The sequence below is a fragment of the Streptomyces sp. NPDC053541 genome, assembly GCF_044544705.1.
Lineage (GTDB): Bacteria > Actinomycetota > Actinomycetes > Streptomycetales > Streptomycetaceae > Streptomyces.
The window spans coordinates 249,467-267,479 of sequence record NZ_JBITXM010000008.1; the positions used below are offsets into that span (position 1 = coordinate 249,467).

Below are 18,013 nucleotides of genomic sequence, written 5' to 3' on the forward strand. Positions count from 1 at the left end.
GACATGCTCCCGACGGTAGGGGAGGGGCGCGGCGTCCGCATCCGAATTTCGGCGGGGCGGGCGGGAACCGCGGGTGGGGCCCGTCACCGGGGCGCCCGCGCCCCCTGCCCGGGTCGCCTCACCAGTCCGGGAAGACCAGGCCGAGGCGCCGCACCCGCTCCTCGCCCAGGGTGATGTCGAGGGCCGCGATGCGGCCGGCGCGCAGGGTGAAGGCGACGGCCGAGACCGGGCGGCCTTCGGTCAGGGCGACCGCGCCGAGTGCGCCGCCGACCAGTGCGGGGCGCACGTGCCGACCGGCGGGGCGGGCGAAAGCGGCGGCCGCGGCCTCGGCGACGGCCGGGGCGCCCCGCACCGTGTCCTGGGGCGAGCGGGCCACCACCGCCGGGTCGAGCACGGCGGACAGGGCGCGCGGGTCGCGGGCGCGCAGGGCCGTCAGGAACACGTCCACGAGGGTCCGCTCGCGCGCCGGGTCGCCGTCCCCCGCCCGGCGCGGACCGGCGCCCTCGGGCGCCAGTCGCCGCGCGCAGGTGTGGGCGACCAGCGTCGACAGCCACGCCTCCACCCCGGCCCCGTCCTCCCCGATCCGGCCGCGTGCCTCGGCGAGCGCGCCGTCGACGTCCCCGTGCGGCCCGAGCGCCTCGCGCGCGACCGCCCGCAGCCGCTCCTCGTACGCGTCGAAGCACGCGCTCAGGAAGGTCTCCTCGTCCATGCCGTCCGCTCTCCCGTCCTCGTTCGGTCCGTCCCGTGCCGGCACAGGGAGTGACGAGCCGGGGCGCCCGGTTGTGACACGACGCGGACCTTCCGCGCCCACCGCGTGGCTACGGTGGCTCTCCATGACCGACACCGAGGCGGGAACCCGTACCGAGACCGAGACCGAGACCGGGACCAGGCCCGACATCGACACCGAGATCACCGCGGAGCTGATCCGCGCGCTGCTGGGCGAGCAGCACCCCGACCTGGCCGACCGCCCGGTGCGGCTCGGCGCGCGCGGCTGGGACAACCAGGTGTGGCGGCTCGGCGACGACCTGGCCGTGCGGCTGCCGTGGGCGACCGATGCCGCGGAGGAGCTGCTGCGCAAGGAGCACGCCTGGCTGCCCGTGCTCGCCCCGGGCCTTCCGCTGCCGGTGCCCGTGCCGCAGCGGTTCGGGGAACCCTCCGACCGCTTCCCGCGCGCGTGGATCGTCACCACCTGGGTGCCGGGGGAGCCGGCCGACCGGGCGCCGGTCACCCGCGGGACGGAGGCCGCCGAGCGGCTCGCCGCCTTCCTGACGGCGCTGCACCGGCCCGCGCCCGCCGGGGCGCCGACCGGCCGGGGCCGCGGGGGACCGCTGGCCGAGGTCGCCGAGGGCGTCGAGCAGGGGATCGCCGCGGTCGCCGATAGGGAGCTGATCCCCGATCCGGACGCCGTCCGCGCGGTCTTCGCCGACGCCCTCGCCGCTCCGGAGTGGGACGGGCCGCCGCGGTGGATCCACGGCGACCTGCACGCGGCGAACGTCGTCACGGCGGACGGCGCCCTCTGCGGTGTCATCGACTTCGGCGACCTCTGCGCGGGCGACCCGGCCTGCGACCTCGCCGCCGCGTGGAGCCTGCTCCCGGACGGGTTCGCCGACCACTGCCTCGCCGCCTACCGGCCCGCCCCGGACCAGGCGACCCTGCGCCGCGCCCGCGGCTGGGCGGTCTGGCGCGCCCTCGGCGGCCTGCTCGTCGGCGAGGCCGGCGTCCGCGGCCGCCCCGGCGGCAAGCCCACCTGGGGCCCGCCGGCCCGGGCCGCCCTGCGCCGCCTGCTCGCGGCCCCGCACACCGGCTGACCACGCCCGGGACCGGCCCGCCACCCCCGTACCCCTCATTGCATAAAACTGCGGACGCACGTATAGTCATGCCATCCATGAGGAGGGTTTCGATGACGGTACGAGCAGCAGTCGCGGGCGCGAGCGGATACGCGGGCGGGGAACTCCTGCGCCTGCTCCTCGCGCACCCCGAGGTCGAGATCGGCACCCTGACCGGGCACTCCAACGCCGGGCAGCGGCTCGGCGGGCTCCAGCCGCACCTGCTGCCGCTCGCCGACCGGGTGCTCGCCGAGACCACCCCGGAGGCCCTCGCCGGGCACGACGTCGTCTTCCTCGCCCTGCCGCACGGGCAGTCCGCCGCCGTCGCCGAGCAGCTCGGACCCGACACCCTCGTGGTCGACATGGGCGCCGACTTCCGGCTGAAGGACCCGGCCGACTGGGAGGCCTTCTACGGCTCCCCCCACGCCGGCACCTGGCCCTACGGCCTGCCCGAACTGCCGGGCGCCCGCGCCGCGCTGGAGGGCTCCAAGCGCATTGCGGTGCCGGGCTGCTACCCCACCGCCGTCTCGCTCGCCCTCTTCCCGGCGTACGCGGCCGGGCTCGCCGAGCCCGAGGCCGTGATCGTCGCCGCCTCCGGCACCTCCGGCGCGGGCAAGGCCGCCAAGCCGCACCTGCTCGGCAGCGAGGTCATGGGCAACATGTCCCCGTACGGCGTCGGCGGCGGCCACCGGCACACCCCCGAGATGATCCAGAACCTCAGCGCCGCCGCCGGGGAGCGCGTGACCGTCTCCTTCACGCCCACCCTCGCGCCGATGCCCCGCGGCATCCTCGCCACCTGCTCGGCCACCGCCCGGCCCGGCGTGACCGCCGAGGCCGTGCGCGCCGCGTACGAGAAGGCCTGCGCGGACGAGCCCTTCGTCCACCTGCTCCCCGAGGGGCAGTGGCCCGCCACGGCCTCCGTCTACGGTTCCAACGCCGTTCACCTCCAGGTGGCGCACGACCCGGCCGCGCACCGGATCATCGCGATCAGCGCCATCGACAACCTCACCAAGGGCACCGCCGGCGGAGCGGTGCAGAGCATGAACATCGCCCTCGGGCTCCCCGAGACGACCGGACTCTCCACGATTGGAGTCGCTCCATGAGCGTCACCGCAGCGAAGGGATTCACGGCCGCGGGCATCGCGGCCGGGATCAAGCAGAACGGCAACCCGGACCTGGCCCTCGTGGTCAACACCGGGCCGCGCCGCGCCGCCGCGGGAGTCTTCACCTCCAACCGCGTCAAGGCCGCCCCGGTCCTGTGGTCCCAGCAGGTCCTCGCCGACGGCGAGCTGACCGCCGTCGTCCTCAACTCCGGCGGCGCCAACGCCTGCACCGGCCCGCAGGGCTTCCAGGACACCCACGCCACCGCCGAGAAGGTGGCCGAGGTCCTCACCGCGGCCGGCCGCGAGACCGGCGCCGGTGACGTCGCCGTCGCCTCCACCGGCCTCATCGGCGTCCTCCTGCCCATGGACAAGCTGCTGCCCGGCGTCGAGCGGGCCGCCGCCGAACTCTCCGAGCACGGCGGCGAGAAGGCCGCCATCGCCATCAAGACCACCGACACCGTGCACAAGACCGCCGTCGTCACCCGGGACGGCTGGACGGTCGGCGGCATGGCCAAGGGCGCCGGCATGCTCGCCCCCGGCCTCGCCACCATGCTCGTCGTCCTCACCACGGACGCCGACGTCGACGCCGCCGGCCTCGACGCGGCCCTGCGGCACTCCACCCGGCTCACCTTCGACCGGGTCGACTCCGACGGCTGCATGTCCACCAACGACACCGTCCTGCTGCTCGCCTCCGGCGCCGCCGGCGTCACCCCCGCGCAGGACGAGTTCGCCGCCGCCGTCCAGGAGGTCTGCGCCGACCTCGCCCGCCAGCTCATCGGCGACGCCGAGGGCGCCAGCAAGGACATCCGGATCGAGGTGATCAACGCGGCCACCGAGGACGACGCCGTCGAGGTCGGCCGCTCCATCGCCCGCAACAACCTGCTCAAGTGCGCCATCCACGGTGAGGACCCCAACTGGGGCCGGGTGCTCTCCGCCATCGGCACCACCGCCGCCGCCTTCGAGCCCGACCAGCTGAACGTCGCCATCAACGGCGTCTGGGTCTGCAAGAACGGCTCCGTGGGCGAGGACCGCGAGCTCGTCGACATGCGCTACCGCGAGGTCGTCATCACCGCCGACCTCGCCGCCGGCTCCGAGACCGCCGTCATCTGGGCCAACGACCTCACCGCCGACTACGTCCACGAGAACAGCGCGTACTCGTCATGACCAACAGCACGCGGAAGCACACCGCGCTCCCCAAGGCGCAGATCCTCATCGAGGCCCTGCCCTGGCTGACCCGCCACCGCGGCAAGACCGTCGTCATCAAGTTCGGCGGCAACGCCATGATCGACGAGGAGCTGAAGGCCGCCTTCGCCCAGGACGTCGTCTTCCTGCACCACGCCGGCCTCCGGCCGGTCGTCGTGCACGGCGGCGGCCCGCAGATCAGCGCCGCCCTCGACCGGCACGGCATCGTCAGCGAGTTCAAGGCGGGCCTCCGGGTCACCACCGAGGACGCCATGGACGTCGTACGGATGGTGCTGGCCGGCCAGGTCCAGCGCGAGCTGGTCAACCTGCTCAACGAGCACGGCCCGCTCGCCGTCGGACTCACCGGCGAGGACGCCCACACCATCACCGCCACCAAGCACCTGCCGGAGATCGACGGCGAGCCCGTCGACATCGGACGGGTCGGCGAGATCACCCACATCGACACCGGCGCGATCGAGGCCCTGCTCGCCGACGGGCGCATCCCCGTCGTCTCCTCGATCGCCCGCTCCGAGGACGACGGACATGTCTACAACGTCAATGCTGATACGGCGGCTGCGGCACTCGCTGCGGCGCTGGGCGCCGAGACGCTGATGGTCCTCACCGACGTCGAGGGCCTCTACGAGGACTGGCCGCACAGCGACGAGGTCATCAGCCGGCTCACCGCGAGCCAGCTGGAGAAGCTGCTGCCCGAGCTGTCCAGCGGCATGGTGCCCAAGATGGAGGGCTGCCTGCACGCCGTCCGCAACGGCGTCACCACCGCCCGCGTCATCGACGGGCGGGTCCAGCACTCCATCCTGCTGGAGATCTTCACCGACGAGGGCATCGGCACCATGGTCGTGCCCGACGGGACCACGGACGCGGCCAAGGGGGAAGCATGAGCAACCAGGACCTGACCCAGCGCTGGCAGGGCTCGCTGATGGACAACTACGGCACCCCCCGGCTGCCGCTGGTCCGCGGCGAGGGCGCCAAGGTCTGGGACGCCGACGGCAAGGAGTACCTCGACTTCGTCGGCGGCATCGCCGTCAACGCCCTCGGCCACGGCCACCCCGCCGTCGTCGAGGCCGTCTCGAAGCAGGTCGCCGCCCTCGGCCACGTCTCCAACCTCTTCGTCGCCGAACCCCCGGTCGCCCTCGCGGAGCGGCTGCTCCAGCTCTTCGGCCGGCCCGGCAAGGTCTTCTTCTGCAACTCCGGCGCCGAGGCCAACGAGGCCGCCTTCAAGCTCGGCCGGCTCACCGGCCGCAGCCACATGGTCGCCACCACCGGCGGCTTCCACGGGCGCACCATGGGCTCCCTCGCCCTCACCGGCCAGCCCGGCAAGCAGACCCCGTTCCTCCCGCTGCCCGGCGACGTCACCCACGTCCCGTACGGCGACGTGGACGCCCTGCGCGCCGCCGTCACCGAGGAGACGGCCTTCGTCATCATCGAGCCCATCCAGGGCGAGAACGGCGTCGTCGTGCCGCCCGCCGGCTACCTCCAGGCCGCCCGCGAGATCACCCGCGCCACCGGCACCCTGCTCGTCCTCGACGAGGTGCAGACCGGCATCGGCCGGTGCGGCACCTGGTTCGAGCACCAGGCCCACGCCGGCGTCGACCCCGACGTCGTCACCCTCGCCAAGGGCCTCGGCGGCGGCCTGCCGCTCGGTGCGACCGTCGCCTTCGGCCCGGCCGCGGAGCTGTTCACCCCCGGCCACCACGGCACCACCTTCGGCGGCAACCCGGTCGCCTGCGCCGCCGGACTCGCCGTCCTCGACACCCTCGGCGCCGACGGTGCCCTCGACGAGGTGAAGCGGCTCGGCGAGAAGCTGCGCGACGGAATCGAGGGCCTGGGCCACCCGCTGGTCTCCCACGTCCGTGGCTCCGGCCTCCTGCTGGGTATCGTGCTCACCGAGCCCCTCGCACCCCAGGTGCAGCAGGCGGCTCAGGACGCCGGACTCCTGGTGAACGCGCCCGCCCCCGATGTCGTACGGCTCATGCCGTCGCTCCTCGTCGAGGACGCCGAGGTGGACGCTTTCCTCCGGGCCCTGCCCGGCGTCCTCGACGAGGCGAACGGGCAAGGACGAACCGGAGAATGAGACGACGATGACCGACGCGCAGGAACACGAACACGCCGGGCCGTCCGTTCCGCAGACCCGCACCGCGCGCCACCGCAGGATCGTCGACATCCTCAACCGGCAGCCGGTGCGCTCGCAGAGCCAGCTCGCCAAGCTCCTCGCCGACGACGGACTGAGCGTCACCCAGGCGACGCTCAGCCGCGACCTCGACGAGCTCGGCGCGGTGAAGATCCGCAACACCGGTGGCGAACTCATCTACGCCGTGCCCAGCGAGGGCGGCTTCCGCACCCCGCAGGCACCGCTCGGCGAGTCCGCCAAGGAGGAGCGCATGCGCCGCCTCTCCGGCGAACTGCTGATCTCCGCCGAGGCCTCGGCCAACCTCGTGGTCCTGCGCACCCCGCCGGGCGCCGCCCAGTTCCTCGCGTCGGCCATCGACCAGGCCGAACTCCACGCGATCCTCGGCACGATCGCGGGCGACGACACCCTGCTGCTCATCTCCCGCGACCCGGCCGGCGGGCAGGCGCTCGCCGACCACCTGCTGCGCCTCGCGCAGAAGGAACGCTGAGCACGCTGAGCACCCGTCAGTAGCGCGTGATCGCCGTCGGCCCGCCCCGCGTGCCGACGGCGATGTGCGGCCGGCGGTGCGGATCCGCCCACGCCAGGATCTGTCGCATGGCCCCGGCCGGCACCGACACGCAGCCGGCCGTCGCCCCGCGCCCGTTCACGTGCAGGAAGATCCCGGCCCCGCGCCCGCGCACCGGGCGCGCGTAGTTGAAGCCGATGACCAGGGCGTGCGCGTACTGCCTGCCGTAGTCCGCCAGGTGCTCGGACTCGGCCGCCCGGCAGTCCGCCGGCAGCCCCTCCGCCCAGCGGTTGTACGCGGTCGACTCGTTGTCCTGGCACCACCAGGACCGGTCCGTCACCCGCCGGTAGCGGTACCCGGTCCCGGCCGGCCGGGGCTCGGTCCCGAAGGCGTACGGGAGCGCGTAGAGCCCGGTCGGCGTGGTGCTGGTGCCCTGCCGGCGGACCTTGCCCTCGACGAGGCCGTTGGCCCCGAACCGCGCCTGCGCCGCCCCCGCCCGCACCCATCGCCCGCCCCGCCGGTCCCACCAGGTGACGGTGCCGGTGGTCGCGGACGGCCCGGCGGCGACGGCCGTGATCAGCTGCGAGCCGCCGCCGGTGTCGGCCATCCGCTCCGGCAGCGGCGCGTGCGGCCCGGTGACGGGGGCGGCGAGCGAGGCGACCAGGGCCCCGAGGACGAGAAGGGTGCGCATGGCGCGAGGCTAGGTCCCGGCCGGGGCGGCCGCCCCGGCTACTGGGCCGGGCGGGGGAGCGGCGGCAGCGGCAGGGGCAGCCCCGGCAGGCCGTCGATGCTCGTCGCGATGTGGTCCTTCTTGGCGAAGTACGCGTCGAGGGACGCGTCGTCCTCCCGGGCGAAGCGCTTGCCGTGCAGGTCGCGGTCCTCGTCGTACGTCATGAACGGCACGCCGTAGCCACAGGTGTCCCGCACCAGCTCGGCCCGCACCACGATGACCGCGCGCAGCCCGTGCGGCTCCGGGTCGATGCCCGGGAAGTGCCCGAGCAGCTCGCCCCAGCGCGGGTCGTCCCGGAACACGGGCTCCCCGCGCCCGTGGATCCGCACGATGTTCGGCGGCCCCTGGAAGGCGCACCACATCAGCGTGATGCGCCCGTTCTCCCGCAGGTGGGCCACCGTCTCGGCGTTGGACCCGGCGAAGTCCAGGTAGGCGACGGTGTGTTCGTCGAGGACGGCGAAGGAGCCGCTCAGTCCCTTCGGGGACAGGTTGACCGTGCCGTCCCCGGCGAGCGGCGCGGTCGCGGTGAAGAAGATCGGCTGGGCCTCCATGAAGGCGCGCAGCCGTCCGTCGATGCGGTCGTATGTTTTCCCCATGGCGCTCATTCTGCGCGAGGGCCATGGGGCCCGGGCACCTGTCTCGGAGGCCGGACGGGCGCGGGGGAGTCCGTCGCTGCACGGCGGAGGCCTCATCCGCGAGGCCGCAACGCCTCGCGAATCCGCGAGGCGGCCAACCGGGGCACTGCGTCGTGGTTCCGTTCCAGGACGAGCAGAATTTCCTCGGCCTCCGCCGGGTCGAAATGGCGCACGCTCCACCAATCACGGCAGATCACGGTCACCGCCCGGGCACGCAGCCGCGGGTCCGGGTCGTCCAGCATCCGCAGCGCGCAGCGCAGCCGGGCCGTGCCGTAGCGCGCCGAGAGCACACGCAGTGCCGCCGCCCGCTGCCGGTAGGGCCGGTCCGGGGCGGCCCGGGTCAGCATGTCCTCCTCCGGGATCCGGTAGGCGTGGTCCACCAAGGTGTTCTCGACTTCGCGGGCCACCGCCGCCGACGGGTCGTCGAGCAGGGGCAGCACCCCGCGCCATTCCTGGGGCTCCAGAATCCGCAGCCCGGCCACGGCCGACGCCCGGACCCGGGCCACCGGATGGGCCGTCAGGGCACGGAGTACGGGGATGTCCGCGTCGTCCCGGTCCCCGCACTCGGCCAGCCCGTACGGAGCCCAGCCGGGCACGGTCGACGGATCGGCGCAGGCCGCGCGGTAGAGCGCCAGCGGATCCCGGCCGGCCTGCCGGAGCACCCAGCGGGCGCAGGCGCGGACGAGACCCGAACGGTCGTACAGGAACGGCTCGGCCTCGTCGGTCCGCCCGGCCCCGTGCAGCGCGGTGATCCCGGCGGCGCGGACACGGGAGGGGCGGGCAGCGAGCAGCAGGGGCAGCGTCTCGTCGGGAACGCCCGCGGCGAGGGCCGCGGTGGCGGCCATGTCCTGGACCGCGATGTCGTTGTCGTACGTGGCGGTCTTCGCGAGCTCGGCGGGGGTGAGCAGCCCGCGCTCGAGCGCGATGCCGACCGCAAGCCGCCGTGTGGCCCGGTCCCGGTTCCGGAGCAGCGCGGTGAGGCTCTCGTCCGGGGCGGCGCGCAGCGTCTCGTCGAGCAGGGTGCCCGCGGCGTCGCCGCGCGTCCGCCGACGCAGCTGCAGGAGGACGGGAACGGTGACGCCCAGCGTCCGCCCGTCGGCCCCGGGCAGGGCGGCTGTGAGGATCTCGCGGGCCCTGTCCCGTACCGCCGGAACCCAGTCGGTGGTGCGGACGGCGACGAGGGGGAGGACGGCGGGGCGGCGGGCGGCGTGGGGGAGGGCGGCCTGCCGGATCAGCCCGCTGGGGTCGCACAGGGCGAGCGCGAGCCCGGCCTCCGTCGGTGCCGGGGCGCGAAGCGCGGCCCGCAGGGCGCCGGGGAGCCGGTTCGTGCTCGTCCACGGGTGCGCGGGGCGCTCGATCTCGCCCTGGCCGATCGCGCTGCGGATGCGCCGGTCGAGTTCCAGCCACGCGGCCGGCCGCCAGGCCTCGATCACCCGGTCGAGCCGCCGGGCCCCGCGCGCGAGCCCCCGTATCGCCGCGTCCAGCGGCGTCTCCTCGCTTCTCATGCGGGGAGGGTAGGGCCGTCGCACCCGCTGCGGCCCGCGATTTTCCCCCGCTCCGGAGGCGCGTTGACAAAACATACGGAGGACTGCATAGTTATACCCATCAGTGGTTGCAAGGTAAGGAGAACCCCGTGACCGAGCGCGTCGTACTCGCCTACTCGGGCGGCCTGGACACCTCCGTCGCCATCGGCTGGATCGCCGAGGAGACGGGTGCCGAGGTCATCGCCGTCGCCGTGGACGTCGGCCAGGGCGGCGAGGACCTGGACGTCATCCGCAAGCGCGCGCTCGCCTGTGGTGCGGTCGAGGCCGAGGTCGCGGACGCCAAGGACGAGTTCGCCGACGAGTACTGCCTCCCGGCGATCAAGGCCAACGCCCTCTACATGGACCGCTACCCGCTGGTCTCGGCGCTCTCCCGGCCGGCCATCGTGAAGCACCTCGTCGCCGCCGCCAAGAAGCACGACGCCTCCATCGTCGCCCACGGCTGCACCGGCAAGGGCAACGACCAGGTGCGCTTCGAGGCCGGCATCCAGGCCCTCGGCCCGGACCTGAAGTGCATCGCCCCGGTCCGCGACTACGCGATGACCCGGGACAAGGCCATCGCCTTCGCCGAGAAGGCGAACCTGCCGATCGCCACCACCAAGAAGTCCCCGTACTCCATCGACCAGAACGTCTTCGGCCGGGCCATCGAGACCGGCTTCCTGGAGGACATCTGGAACGCGCCGATCGAGGACATCTACGAGTACACCCAGAACCCGGCGGTCGCCCGCGAGGCCGACGAGGTCGTCATCTCCTTCAAGGAGGGCGTCCCGGTCGCGATCGACGGCAAGCCCGTCACCGTCCTCCAGGCCATCCAGCAGCTCAACGAGCGCGCCGGCGCCCAGGGCATCGGCCGGATCGACATGGTCGAGGACCGGCTCGTGGGAATCAAGTCCCGCGAGGTGTACGAGGCTCCCGGCGCGATCGCCCTGATCACCGCCCACCAGGAGCTGGAGAACGTCACCGTCGAGCGCGAGCTGGCCCGCTACAAGCGGCAGGTCGAGCAGCGCTGGGGCGAGCTCGTCTACGACGGCCTGTGGTTCTCGCCGCTCAAGCGCGCCCTGGACGGCTTCATCGACGAGGCCAACCAGCACGTCACCGGCGACATCCGGATGACCCTGCACGGCGGCCGCGCCGTCGTCACCGGCCGGAAGTCCGCGGAGTCGCTCTACGACTTCAACCTCGCCACCTACGACACCGGCGACACGTTCGACCAGTCGAAGGCCCAGGGCTTCATCGACATCTTCGCCCTCTCCGCCAAGATCGCCGCCAAGCGCGACCTGGGCTGACCCCCGCACGTTGAACAGGCCGCCTCCCTGCTGTACGCGGCAGGGAGGCGGCCGCACATCCAGACACTGTCCTGAGGAGCACAGCAGTGAGCAGCAACAACGGTGACGTCCGGCTCTGGGGCGGCCGGTTCGCCGACGGGCCCGCCGAGGCCCTGGCGAAGCTGTCCGCGTCCGTCCACTTCGACTGGCGGCTCGCCCCGTACGACATCGCCGGTTCCCGCGCCCACGCGCGCGTGCTGCACAAGGCGGGACTCCTCACCGAGGACGAGCTCACCCGCATGCTGGCCGGGCTCGACCGGCTGGAGGCCGACGTCGCCGACGGCTCCTTCACCGGCACCATCGCCGACGAGGACGTGCACACCGCCCTGGAGCGCGGCCTCCTGGAGCGGCTCGGCGCCGAACTCGGCGGCAAGCTGCGGGCCGGCCGGTCCCGGAACGACCAGGTCGCCACGCTCTTCCGGATGTACCTGCGGGACCACGCCCGGATCATCGGCGGCCTGATCGCCGACCTCCAGGACGCCCTGGTCGGCCTCGCCGAGGCGCACCCGGACGTCGCCATGCCGGGCCGCACCCACCTCCAGCACGCCCAGCCGGTGCTGTTCGCCCACCACGTGCTCGCGCACGCGCAGGCGCTCTCCCGGGACGCCGAGCGGCTGCGGCAGTGGGACACCCGGACCGCGGTCTCCCCGTACGGCTCCGGCGCGCTCGCCGGCTCCTCGCTCGGGCTCGACCCGGAGGCGGTCGCCAAGGACCTCGGCTTCGAGCGGGGCTCGGCCGGGAACTCGATCGACGGCACGGCCTCGCGGGACTTCGTGGCCGAGTTCGCCTTCATCACCGCGATGATCGGCGTGAACCTGTCCCGGATCGCCGAGGAGATCATCATCTGGAACACGAAGGAGTTCTCCTTCGTGACCCTCCACGACGCCTTCTCCACCGGCTCGTCGATCATGCCGCAGAAGAAGAACCCGGACATCGCCGAGCTGGCCCGGGGCAAGTCCGGCCGCCTCATCGGCAACCTGTCCGGCCTGATGGCCACCCTGAAGGCGCTGCCGCTCGCCTACAACCGGGACCTCCAGGAGGACAAGGAGCCGGTCTTCGACTCCTGCGACCAGCTGGAGGTGCTGCTGCCCGCCTTCATCGGCATGATGGCCACCCTCACGGTCAACCGGGAGCGCATGGAGGAGCTGGCCCCGGCCGGCTTCTCGCTCGCCACCGACATCGCCGAGTGGCTGGTCAAGCAGGGCGTCCCCTTCCGGGTGGCGCACGAGGTGGCCGGCGAGTGCGTCAAGGTCGCCGAGGCGGAGGGCAAGGAGCTGGACGAGCTCACGGACGAGCAGTTCGCCAAGATCTCCGAGCACCTCACCCCCGAGGTCCGCACCGTGCTCAACGTCCCCGGCGCCCTCGCCTCCCGCAACGGCCGCGGCGGCACGGCCCCGGCCGCGGTCGCCGCCCAGCTGGTCGAGGTCAAGGCGGACCTGGTGATCCAGCACGCCTGGGCCACCGCCAAGAAGTAGCCGCTCGGATCGTCACAGCGCCGCCGCCCAGTCCGCGAGCGCGTCGAAGTCCGGCCGGGCCAGCCCGATCCGTTCGTCGACGCGCAGCAGCAGGGCGGCGGCGAGGTGGTTCCGCTCCACGTACTCGTGGTCGTACGACGTGATGTCGTCGTCCACCCACGCGAACGGCCGCCCCTGCGCGTACTCCAGGACGTACTGGGTCTTCCAGAACGTCCCGCGCGGGGCGGCCCCGTGCATCTTCGGCCAGTCGACGAACGGCAGCTCGGGAAGCCCGAGCCGCGGCCCGATCCACTCGTTGGCCTCCCCCTTCCAGGTCGTCGCCCAGACCAGCTCGTACGCCCCGGCCAGGGCCAGCAGCTCCCGGCCGTGGTCCGGGTTGAGCCACACCCGCAGCGGCCTCGCCCCGACCCAGCCGGTCGGGCTCATCCGATGGGTCGTGTAGCCCTCCGGGCGGCGTTCGCGCTGCGCCGCGTACGGGTTCAGCGGGCCGTCCACGTCGATCAGCAGCAGCGGCTTCGTCATGTCCACAGCATCCATCTCCGCCTCCGATGAGGCAGTCAAATTTCTAATGAGACATTGATGTCTCATTCGGTGTATGGTCGTCTCATGGCAGTCGACCGCACCCACGTCCTCCGCTCCGCCGCCGCCACCCTCTCCGTGAAGGCCACCGCCACCATGGACGAGGTCGCCCGGGCCGCCGGGGTCGGCCGGGCCACGCTGCACCGGCTGTTCGCCGGGCGCGAGGCGCTGATCCGGGCGCTGGAGGAGATGGCCATCGCCGAGCTCGACGGCGCCCTCGACCGGGCCCGGCTCGACGAGGGGTCCGCCGACGAGGCGCTGCGGCGGCTCGTCGGCGAGGTGGAGCCGATCGCCCCGCTGCTGTCCTTCCTCGTCACCGAGAACCAGCTGTTCGAGGGGGACGGGCAGCACGAGGGCTGGGCCCGGCTCGACGCCCGGATCGTCGCGCTCTTCCGGCGCGGCCAGGAGCAGGGCGTCTTCCGGATCGACCTGACCCCCGCCTGGCTGTGCGAGGCCTTCTACGGCCTCGTCGGCTCCGGCGCCTGGGCCGTGATGGACGGCCGGGTCGCCGCCAAGGACTACCAGTACATGATCACCGAGCTGATGCTCGGCGGAGCACGCAGGAGCGTGGAGAAGTGACCAGCGACAGCCTCACCCGTGCGCAGACGCACGAGAGCCATACGGAGGGCGCGCGCCGGCCCGGCCGGTGGCTCGCCCTCGCCGTGCTCGTCCTGGCCGTGCTGCTCGTGGCGGTCGACGCCACCGTGCTCGGCCTGGCGACCCCGTTCCTCTCCGAGGACCTGAAGCCCTCCGGCACCCAGCTGCTCTGGATCGGCGACGTCTACTCCTTCGTCATCGCCGGCCTCCTGGTCTCCATGGGCAGCCTCGGCGACCGCATCGGGCGCAAGAAGCTGCTGCTCACCGGAGCCGTCGCGTTCGGCGCGGTCTCCGTCCTGAACGCCTACGCGAGCAGCCCCGAGATGATGATCGTGGCCCGCGCCCTGCTCGGCGTCGCCGGTGCCACCCTGATGCCGTCCACGCTCGCCCTGATCCGCAACCTGTTCCACGACCCGCGCGAGCGCAGCCTCGCCATCGGCATCTGGGGCGCCATGGCCTCCGCCGGTGCCGCCGTGGGCCCGGTCGTCGGCGGCTTCCTGCTCGAACACTTCTGGTGGGGCTCGGTCTTCCTCATCAACCTGCCCGTGATGGCCGTCCTGGTCCTCGTCGGCGCCCGGCTGATCCCCGAGTCGAAGAACCCGGCCCCCGGCCCCTGGGACCTGCCCAGCGTCGCCCTCTCCCTCGCCGGCATGATCGGCGTCGTCTACGCGATCAAGGAACTGGCCGCGCACGGCCCCACCCCCGACGCGGCGGCCGCCCTGGCCGTCGGCGCCGGCGGCCTGACCTGGTTCGTGCGCCGCCAGCTCACCCTGCCGACGCCGCTCCTGGACATGCGCCTGTTCCGCAACCGGGGCTTCTCCGCAGCCGTCGCCGCCGATCTGCTGACCATCCTCGGCCTGTCCGGCCTGGTGTTCTTCCTGTCCCAGTTCTTCCAGTTGGTCCAGGGCCGGGCCCCGCTGGAGGCCGGACTCGCCGAACTGCCCGCCGCGATCGGCGCCGTGACGGCCGGTCTGGTCGCGGGCCGGGTCGCCCGCCGCTTCTCGGTGCGCTCGGTCGTCTCGGCCGGCCTCGCGGCCATCGGACTCGCCCTCGCCGTCCTCACCGCGATCGGCCAGTCCACCGGCTATCCGCTGCTCGGCGCGAGCCTGCTCGTCGTCGGTACCGGCGCCGGCTTCGCCTTCACCGTCACCGCCGACGTCATCCTCTCCAGCGTCCCCAAGGAGCAGGCCGGCGCCGCGTCCGCCGTCTCCGAGACGGCGTACGAACTGGGCGCGGCGCTCGGCATCGCCCTGCTCGGCTCGATCGTGACCGGCGTCTACCGGGGCTTCACCACGCCTGCGGGCGTCCCCGCGGACACCGCCGCCGCGGCCCACGACTCGCTCGGCGGCGCCGTGGAGGCCGCCGCGGGCCTCGCCCCCGGCCAGGGCGGCGCGCTCGTCTCGGCCGCCCAGGAGGCCTTCGTCGACGGCCTGCGCATCGCCTCCGGCGTCGGCGCGGCGGTGCTCCTCGCCACCGCGGTCGCCGCCTGGTTCCTGCTGAAGGGCCAGAAGCTGGCGGACGGGCCCGTCGAGCACTGACCCGGACGGGAACGAAGGAGGGCGCCCCCGGGAATCCCGGGGGCGCCCTCCTCGTACGAACCGCGGTCCTACGCGGCTTCCTTCGCCTTCGTGGCGTACATGTCCACGTACTCCTGGCCGGACAGCCGCATGACCTCCGCCATCACCGAGTCCGTCACCGCGCGCAGCACGTACCGGTCGCGGTCCATGCCGTCGTAGCGGGAGAACTCCATCGGCTCGCCGAAGCGGACCGTGACCCGGCCCGGGCGCGGGATGCCCGCGCCGCCCGGCTGCACCTTGTCGGTGCCGATCATCGCGAACGGCACCACCGGCGCGCCCGTCATCAGGGTCAGCCGGGCGATGCCGGTGCGGCCGCGGTAGAGCCGGCCGTCGGGGGAGCGGGTGCCCTCCGGGTAGATGGAGAAGATCTTGCCCTCCTCCAGGACCCGGCGGCCGGTCATCAGCGCGGCCACGCCGCCGCGCCCGCCGTCCCGGTCCACCGGGATCATGCCGACGCTGGTGAAGAACCAGGCCATCAGACGGCCCTTGAGACCGGTGCCCTTGACGTACTCGTCCTTGCCGATGAAGTAGACCGGGCGGTCCAGGCAGATCGGCATGATCATCGAGTCGATGAAGGTCAGGTGGTTGCCCGCGAGGATGACCGGTCCGGTGCCCGGGACGTTCTCGGCGCCCTCGACGCGTGGCCGGAACATGAGGCGCAGGACCGGACCGAGGGTGGCCTTCATGATCGCGAGACGGGACAACGGTTCCTCCGTGTCGGGCGGGCGGCTCGACGAGCCGACGGTGCAGGTGGCGACGATACTCGCGGGTCAGCGCGCTCCGCACATCGGGTTCACGCATCGGATACGCCGTGTTGACGTGTGTTTCCGCCATGTTCCGCACAGGTCTGCCGTCCGTAGGGCCGGACTGCCTAGCGTCGGGGGCGCAGTTGACAGGTGCGGGACATCACACCGAAGGAGTGTTCATGACACAGCCCGAGCGCCCGACCCCGGCCCGACGCGCGGTCCTCGGCGCGGCCGGCGCCGCCGTCCTCGGCGGGTCCACCGTCCTCGCCGGCGGCACCGCCCAGGCCGTCCAGTCCGCCGTCGCCGCCGACCGCGAGCGGGACGCCCGCGCCCAGGGCCACGGCCGCGGGGGACACCGCTCGCTGCCCGTCCCCACCGTCATCGGCCACCGCGGCGCCAGCGGCTACCGCCCCGAGCACACCCTCGGCTCCTACCGGCTCGCCCTCGACCTCGGCGCCGACGTCGTCGAGCAGGACCTCGTCCCCACCAAGGACGGGCACCTGGTCTGCCGCCACGAGAACGACATCACCGGCACCACCGACGTCGCCGACCACCCCGAGTTCGCCTCCCGGAAGACCACCAAGAACATCGACGGCGTCGCCCTCACCGGCTGGTTCACCGAGGACTTCACGCTCGCCGAGCTCAAGACCCTGCGCGCCAAGGAGCGGATCCCCGCCACCCGCCAGGAGAACACCCTCTACGACGGACGCTGGACCGTCCCCACCTTCGAGGAGGTGCTCGACTGGGCCGAGCGGGAGGGCCGCCGCCGCGGCCGCCCCGTGTGGCTGCACGTCGAGACCAAGCACCCCAGCTACTTCCGCTCCATCGGCCTGCCCCTGGAGGAGCGGCTCGCCCGGTTGCTGCGCCGCTACGGACGCCACCGCGCCGACTCGCCGGTCTTCCTGCAGTCCTTCGAGCCCAGCAGCATCCAGCGGCTGGCCCGGCTCGTCGACTCCCCGCGCGTGGTGCTGCTCTCCGGCGCCGCCACCCGCCCCTGGGACTTCGTCCAGGCCGGCGACCCGCGCACCGTCGCCGACCTGGTCACCCCCGCCGGCCTGAACTGGATCGCCTCGTACGCGCAGGGCATCGGCCCCACCCTCGACCTGATCCTGCCGCGCGACGCGAACGGCAGGCTCGGCGCCGAGACCACGCTGGTGCGCGACGCCCACGCCCAGGGCCTGATCCTCCACCCGTACACCCAGCGCAACGAGAACACCTTCCTGCCGGCCGAGTACCGCCGGGGCACCGACCCCGCCGCCTACGGCGACGCCCTCGGCGCGCTCCGGCGCTTCTTCGAGACCGGCATCGACGGCATCTTCTCCGACAACCCCGACACGGCCGCCCTCGCCGCCGCGGACTTCCGCGACCGCTGAACCCCGGCCCCGCGGCCCCCGGGCCCGTACCCCCGACCGGGTGGTTTCGGGCCCGGGCCGCAACCGGGCCCGGCCCCGGCCGCATCGTCGCGGGCATGACCTTCCCCAGCACCCCCGACGCCCTGCTCGCCGCCCTCACCCCGCTGCTCGCCGCCGAATCCCGGGCGGAGGCGCCCGCCGCCGGGGTCGAGCCCGACGACCTCGAACAGGCCGTGCTGCTGCGCCTGCTCGAACGCATCCGGGACGACGACACCCCCGAACGCCCCGCGGACTGGCTGCGCCGCGCCGTCCGCGCCGAGGCCCGCCGTGCCCGCCGGGCCACCGCCCACGAACGCTCCTTCCACGGCGAGCCCGCCCACGAGCCGGCCCACGACTCCCCGGCGCACGGCTCGCCCGAACACCACGCCCTGCACGTCGAGCGCCGCCGGGCGGTCCGCGCCGCCGTCCGCCGCACCCCCGGGCACTGCCCCCGGCTGCTGACCGCGATGCTGCACCCCGACGACCCCACCTACCGCGAAATCGCAGGAGCGTTGGGTATCTCACAGGGCAGTCTGGGGCCGATGCGTTCCCGCTGCCTGGGATGCCTGCGCAGAATGCTGGCTGCGGAGGTTCCCGGCGCGGGCGCGCGGGGAAAGGTGCCGTAGACCCCAGGCGGACCAGACGAGCGGGAG

18 protein-coding genes are annotated in these 18,013 nt (G+C 73.6%); 12 read left to right on the top strand and 6 right to left on the bottom strand.

The genetic code is table 11. The annotated features are described in order from the left end of the window. Positions 1-118: 118 nt before the first annotated feature. The gene (locus tag ACIGW2_RS21795) at positions 119-709 is read right to left on the bottom strand and encodes a hypothetical protein (RefSeq protein ID WP_391653837.1); all 591 of its coding nucleotides are present in this window, start codon (positions 707-709) and stop codon (positions 119-121) included. A 124-nt stretch (positions 710-833) separates the two neighbouring features. Here ACIGW2_RS21795 and ACIGW2_RS21800 point away from each other — a divergent pair, with 124 nt between their 5' ends. The 6 genes from ACIGW2_RS21800 (at position 834) to ACIGW2_RS21825 (ending at position 6,746) form a co-directional block, all read left to right on the top strand. Then, positions 834-1,808, top strand: coding sequence for an aminoglycoside phosphotransferase family protein (locus ACIGW2_RS21800; protein ID WP_399845190.1), 975 nt, complete (start codon positions 834-836; stop codon positions 1,806-1,808). A gap of 92 nt (positions 1,809-1,900) precedes the next feature. Beyond that, entirely contained in the window at positions 1,901-2,929 is a 1,029-nt protein-coding gene (gene argC, locus ACIGW2_RS21805) for an N-acetyl-gamma-glutamyl-phosphate reductase (protein ID WP_391653834.1), read from the top strand. Continuing rightward, on the top strand, positions 2,926-4,092 hold the full coding sequence (argJ, locus tag ACIGW2_RS21810) for a bifunctional glutamate N-acetyltransferase/amino-acid acetyltransferase ArgJ (protein ID WP_399845193.1): 1,167 nt from the start codon (positions 2,926-2,928) through the stop codon (positions 4,090-4,092). The genes argC and argJ overlap by 4 nt, the downstream gene beginning before the upstream one ends. Then, positions 4,089-5,009 (top strand): acetylglutamate kinase, encoded by a 921-nt coding sequence (gene argB / locus ACIGW2_RS21815; protein ID WP_391653831.1) that lies wholly within the window; start codon positions 4,089-4,091, stop codon positions 5,007-5,009. Before argJ ends, argB begins: the two co-directional genes overlap by 4 nt. Next, positions 5,006-6,202 (top strand): acetylornithine transaminase, encoded by a 1,197-nt coding sequence (locus tag ACIGW2_RS21820; protein WP_391653830.1) that lies wholly within the window; start codon positions 5,006-5,008, stop codon positions 6,200-6,202. Before argB ends, ACIGW2_RS21820 begins: the two co-directional genes overlap by 4 nt. 7 nt (positions 6,203-6,209) lie before the next feature. Continuing rightward, positions 6,210-6,746, top strand: coding sequence for an arginine repressor (locus ACIGW2_RS21825; protein ID WP_356069591.1), 537 nt, complete (start codon positions 6,210-6,212; stop codon positions 6,744-6,746). Between the two features lie 16 nt (positions 6,747-6,762). Here ACIGW2_RS21825 and ACIGW2_RS21830 read toward each other — a convergent pair whose 3' ends face one another. The 3 genes from ACIGW2_RS21830 to ACIGW2_RS21840 all read right to left on the bottom strand — a co-directional run bounded on the left by ACIGW2_RS21830 (position 6,763) and on the right by ACIGW2_RS21840 (position 9,634). After that, entirely contained in the window at positions 6,763-7,455 is a 693-nt protein-coding gene (locus tag ACIGW2_RS21830) for a L,D-transpeptidase (RefSeq protein ID WP_391653829.1), read from the bottom strand. 38 nt (positions 7,456-7,493) lie between these two features. Continuing rightward, on the bottom strand, positions 7,494-8,090 hold the full coding sequence (locus ACIGW2_RS21835) for a pyridoxamine 5'-phosphate oxidase family protein (protein WP_399845196.1): 597 nt from the start codon (positions 8,088-8,090) through the stop codon (positions 7,494-7,496). Between the two features lie 92 nt (positions 8,091-8,182). Then, positions 8,183-9,634 (bottom strand): hypothetical protein, encoded by a 1,452-nt coding sequence (locus ACIGW2_RS21840; RefSeq protein ID WP_399845197.1) that lies wholly within the window; start codon positions 9,632-9,634, stop codon positions 8,183-8,185. A 128-nt stretch (positions 9,635-9,762) separates the two neighbouring features. Between ACIGW2_RS21840 and ACIGW2_RS21845 the strand changes: the two genes are divergently transcribed. Together ACIGW2_RS21845 and argH are read left to right on the top strand one after the other, a co-directional pair. Next, positions 9,763-10,956: an argininosuccinate synthase gene (locus tag ACIGW2_RS21845; RefSeq protein WP_356069603.1), complete on the top strand. Its 1,194-nt coding sequence runs from the start codon at positions 9,763-9,765 to the stop codon at positions 10,954-10,956. An 86-nt stretch (positions 10,957-11,042) separates the two neighbouring features. Next, on the top strand, positions 11,043-12,470 hold the full coding sequence (gene argH, locus ACIGW2_RS21850; RefSeq protein ID WP_399845201.1) for an argininosuccinate lyase: 1,428 nt from the start codon (positions 11,043-11,045) through the stop codon (positions 12,468-12,470). A gap of 12 nt (positions 12,471-12,482) precedes the next feature. On the opposite strand, the gene ACIGW2_RS21855 is transcribed toward argH, so the two are convergent. Next, positions 12,483-12,992 carry an HAD domain-containing protein gene (locus ACIGW2_RS21855; protein ID WP_399845202.1) on the bottom strand — a complete coding sequence of 170 codons (510 nt, stop codon included), beginning with the start codon at positions 12,990-12,992 and terminating at the stop codon, positions 12,483-12,485. Positions 12,993-13,076: 84 nt separating this feature from the next. On the opposite strand from ACIGW2_RS21855, the gene ACIGW2_RS21860 reads away from it, so the two are divergent. Beyond that, positions 13,077-13,628 (top strand): TetR/AcrR family transcriptional regulator, encoded by a 552-nt coding sequence (locus ACIGW2_RS21860; protein ID WP_391653824.1) that lies wholly within the window; start codon positions 13,077-13,079, stop codon positions 13,626-13,628. Next, on the top strand, positions 13,625-15,184 hold the full coding sequence (locus ACIGW2_RS21865) for an MFS transporter (protein WP_391653823.1): 1,560 nt from the start codon (positions 13,625-13,627) through the stop codon (positions 15,182-15,184). The genes ACIGW2_RS21860 and ACIGW2_RS21865 overlap by 4 nt, the downstream gene beginning before the upstream one ends. Positions 15,185-15,252: 68 nt before the next feature. Here the strand turns inward: ACIGW2_RS21865 and ACIGW2_RS21870 are convergent, their stop codons facing one another. Then, entirely contained in the window at positions 15,253-15,927 is a 675-nt protein-coding gene (locus ACIGW2_RS21870; RefSeq protein ID WP_356069611.1) for a lysophospholipid acyltransferase family protein, read from the bottom strand. A gap of 221 nt (positions 15,928-16,148) precedes the next feature. Here ACIGW2_RS21870 and ACIGW2_RS21875 point away from each other — a divergent pair, with 221 nt between their 5' ends. Both ACIGW2_RS21875 and ACIGW2_RS21880 read left to right on the top strand, forming a co-directional pair. Next, the gene (locus tag ACIGW2_RS21875; RefSeq protein ID WP_399845205.1) at positions 16,149-17,342 is read left to right on the top strand and encodes a glycerophosphodiester phosphodiesterase; all 1,194 of its coding nucleotides are present in this window, start codon (positions 16,149-16,151) and stop codon (positions 17,340-17,342) included. A 95-nt stretch (positions 17,343-17,437) separates the two neighbouring features. Continuing rightward, positions 17,438-17,986 carry a sigma-70 family RNA polymerase sigma factor gene (locus tag ACIGW2_RS21880; protein ID WP_399845208.1) on the top strand — a complete coding sequence of 183 codons (549 nt, stop codon included), beginning with the start codon at positions 17,438-17,440 and terminating at the stop codon, positions 17,984-17,986. Positions 17,987-18,013 lie beyond the last annotated feature (27 nt).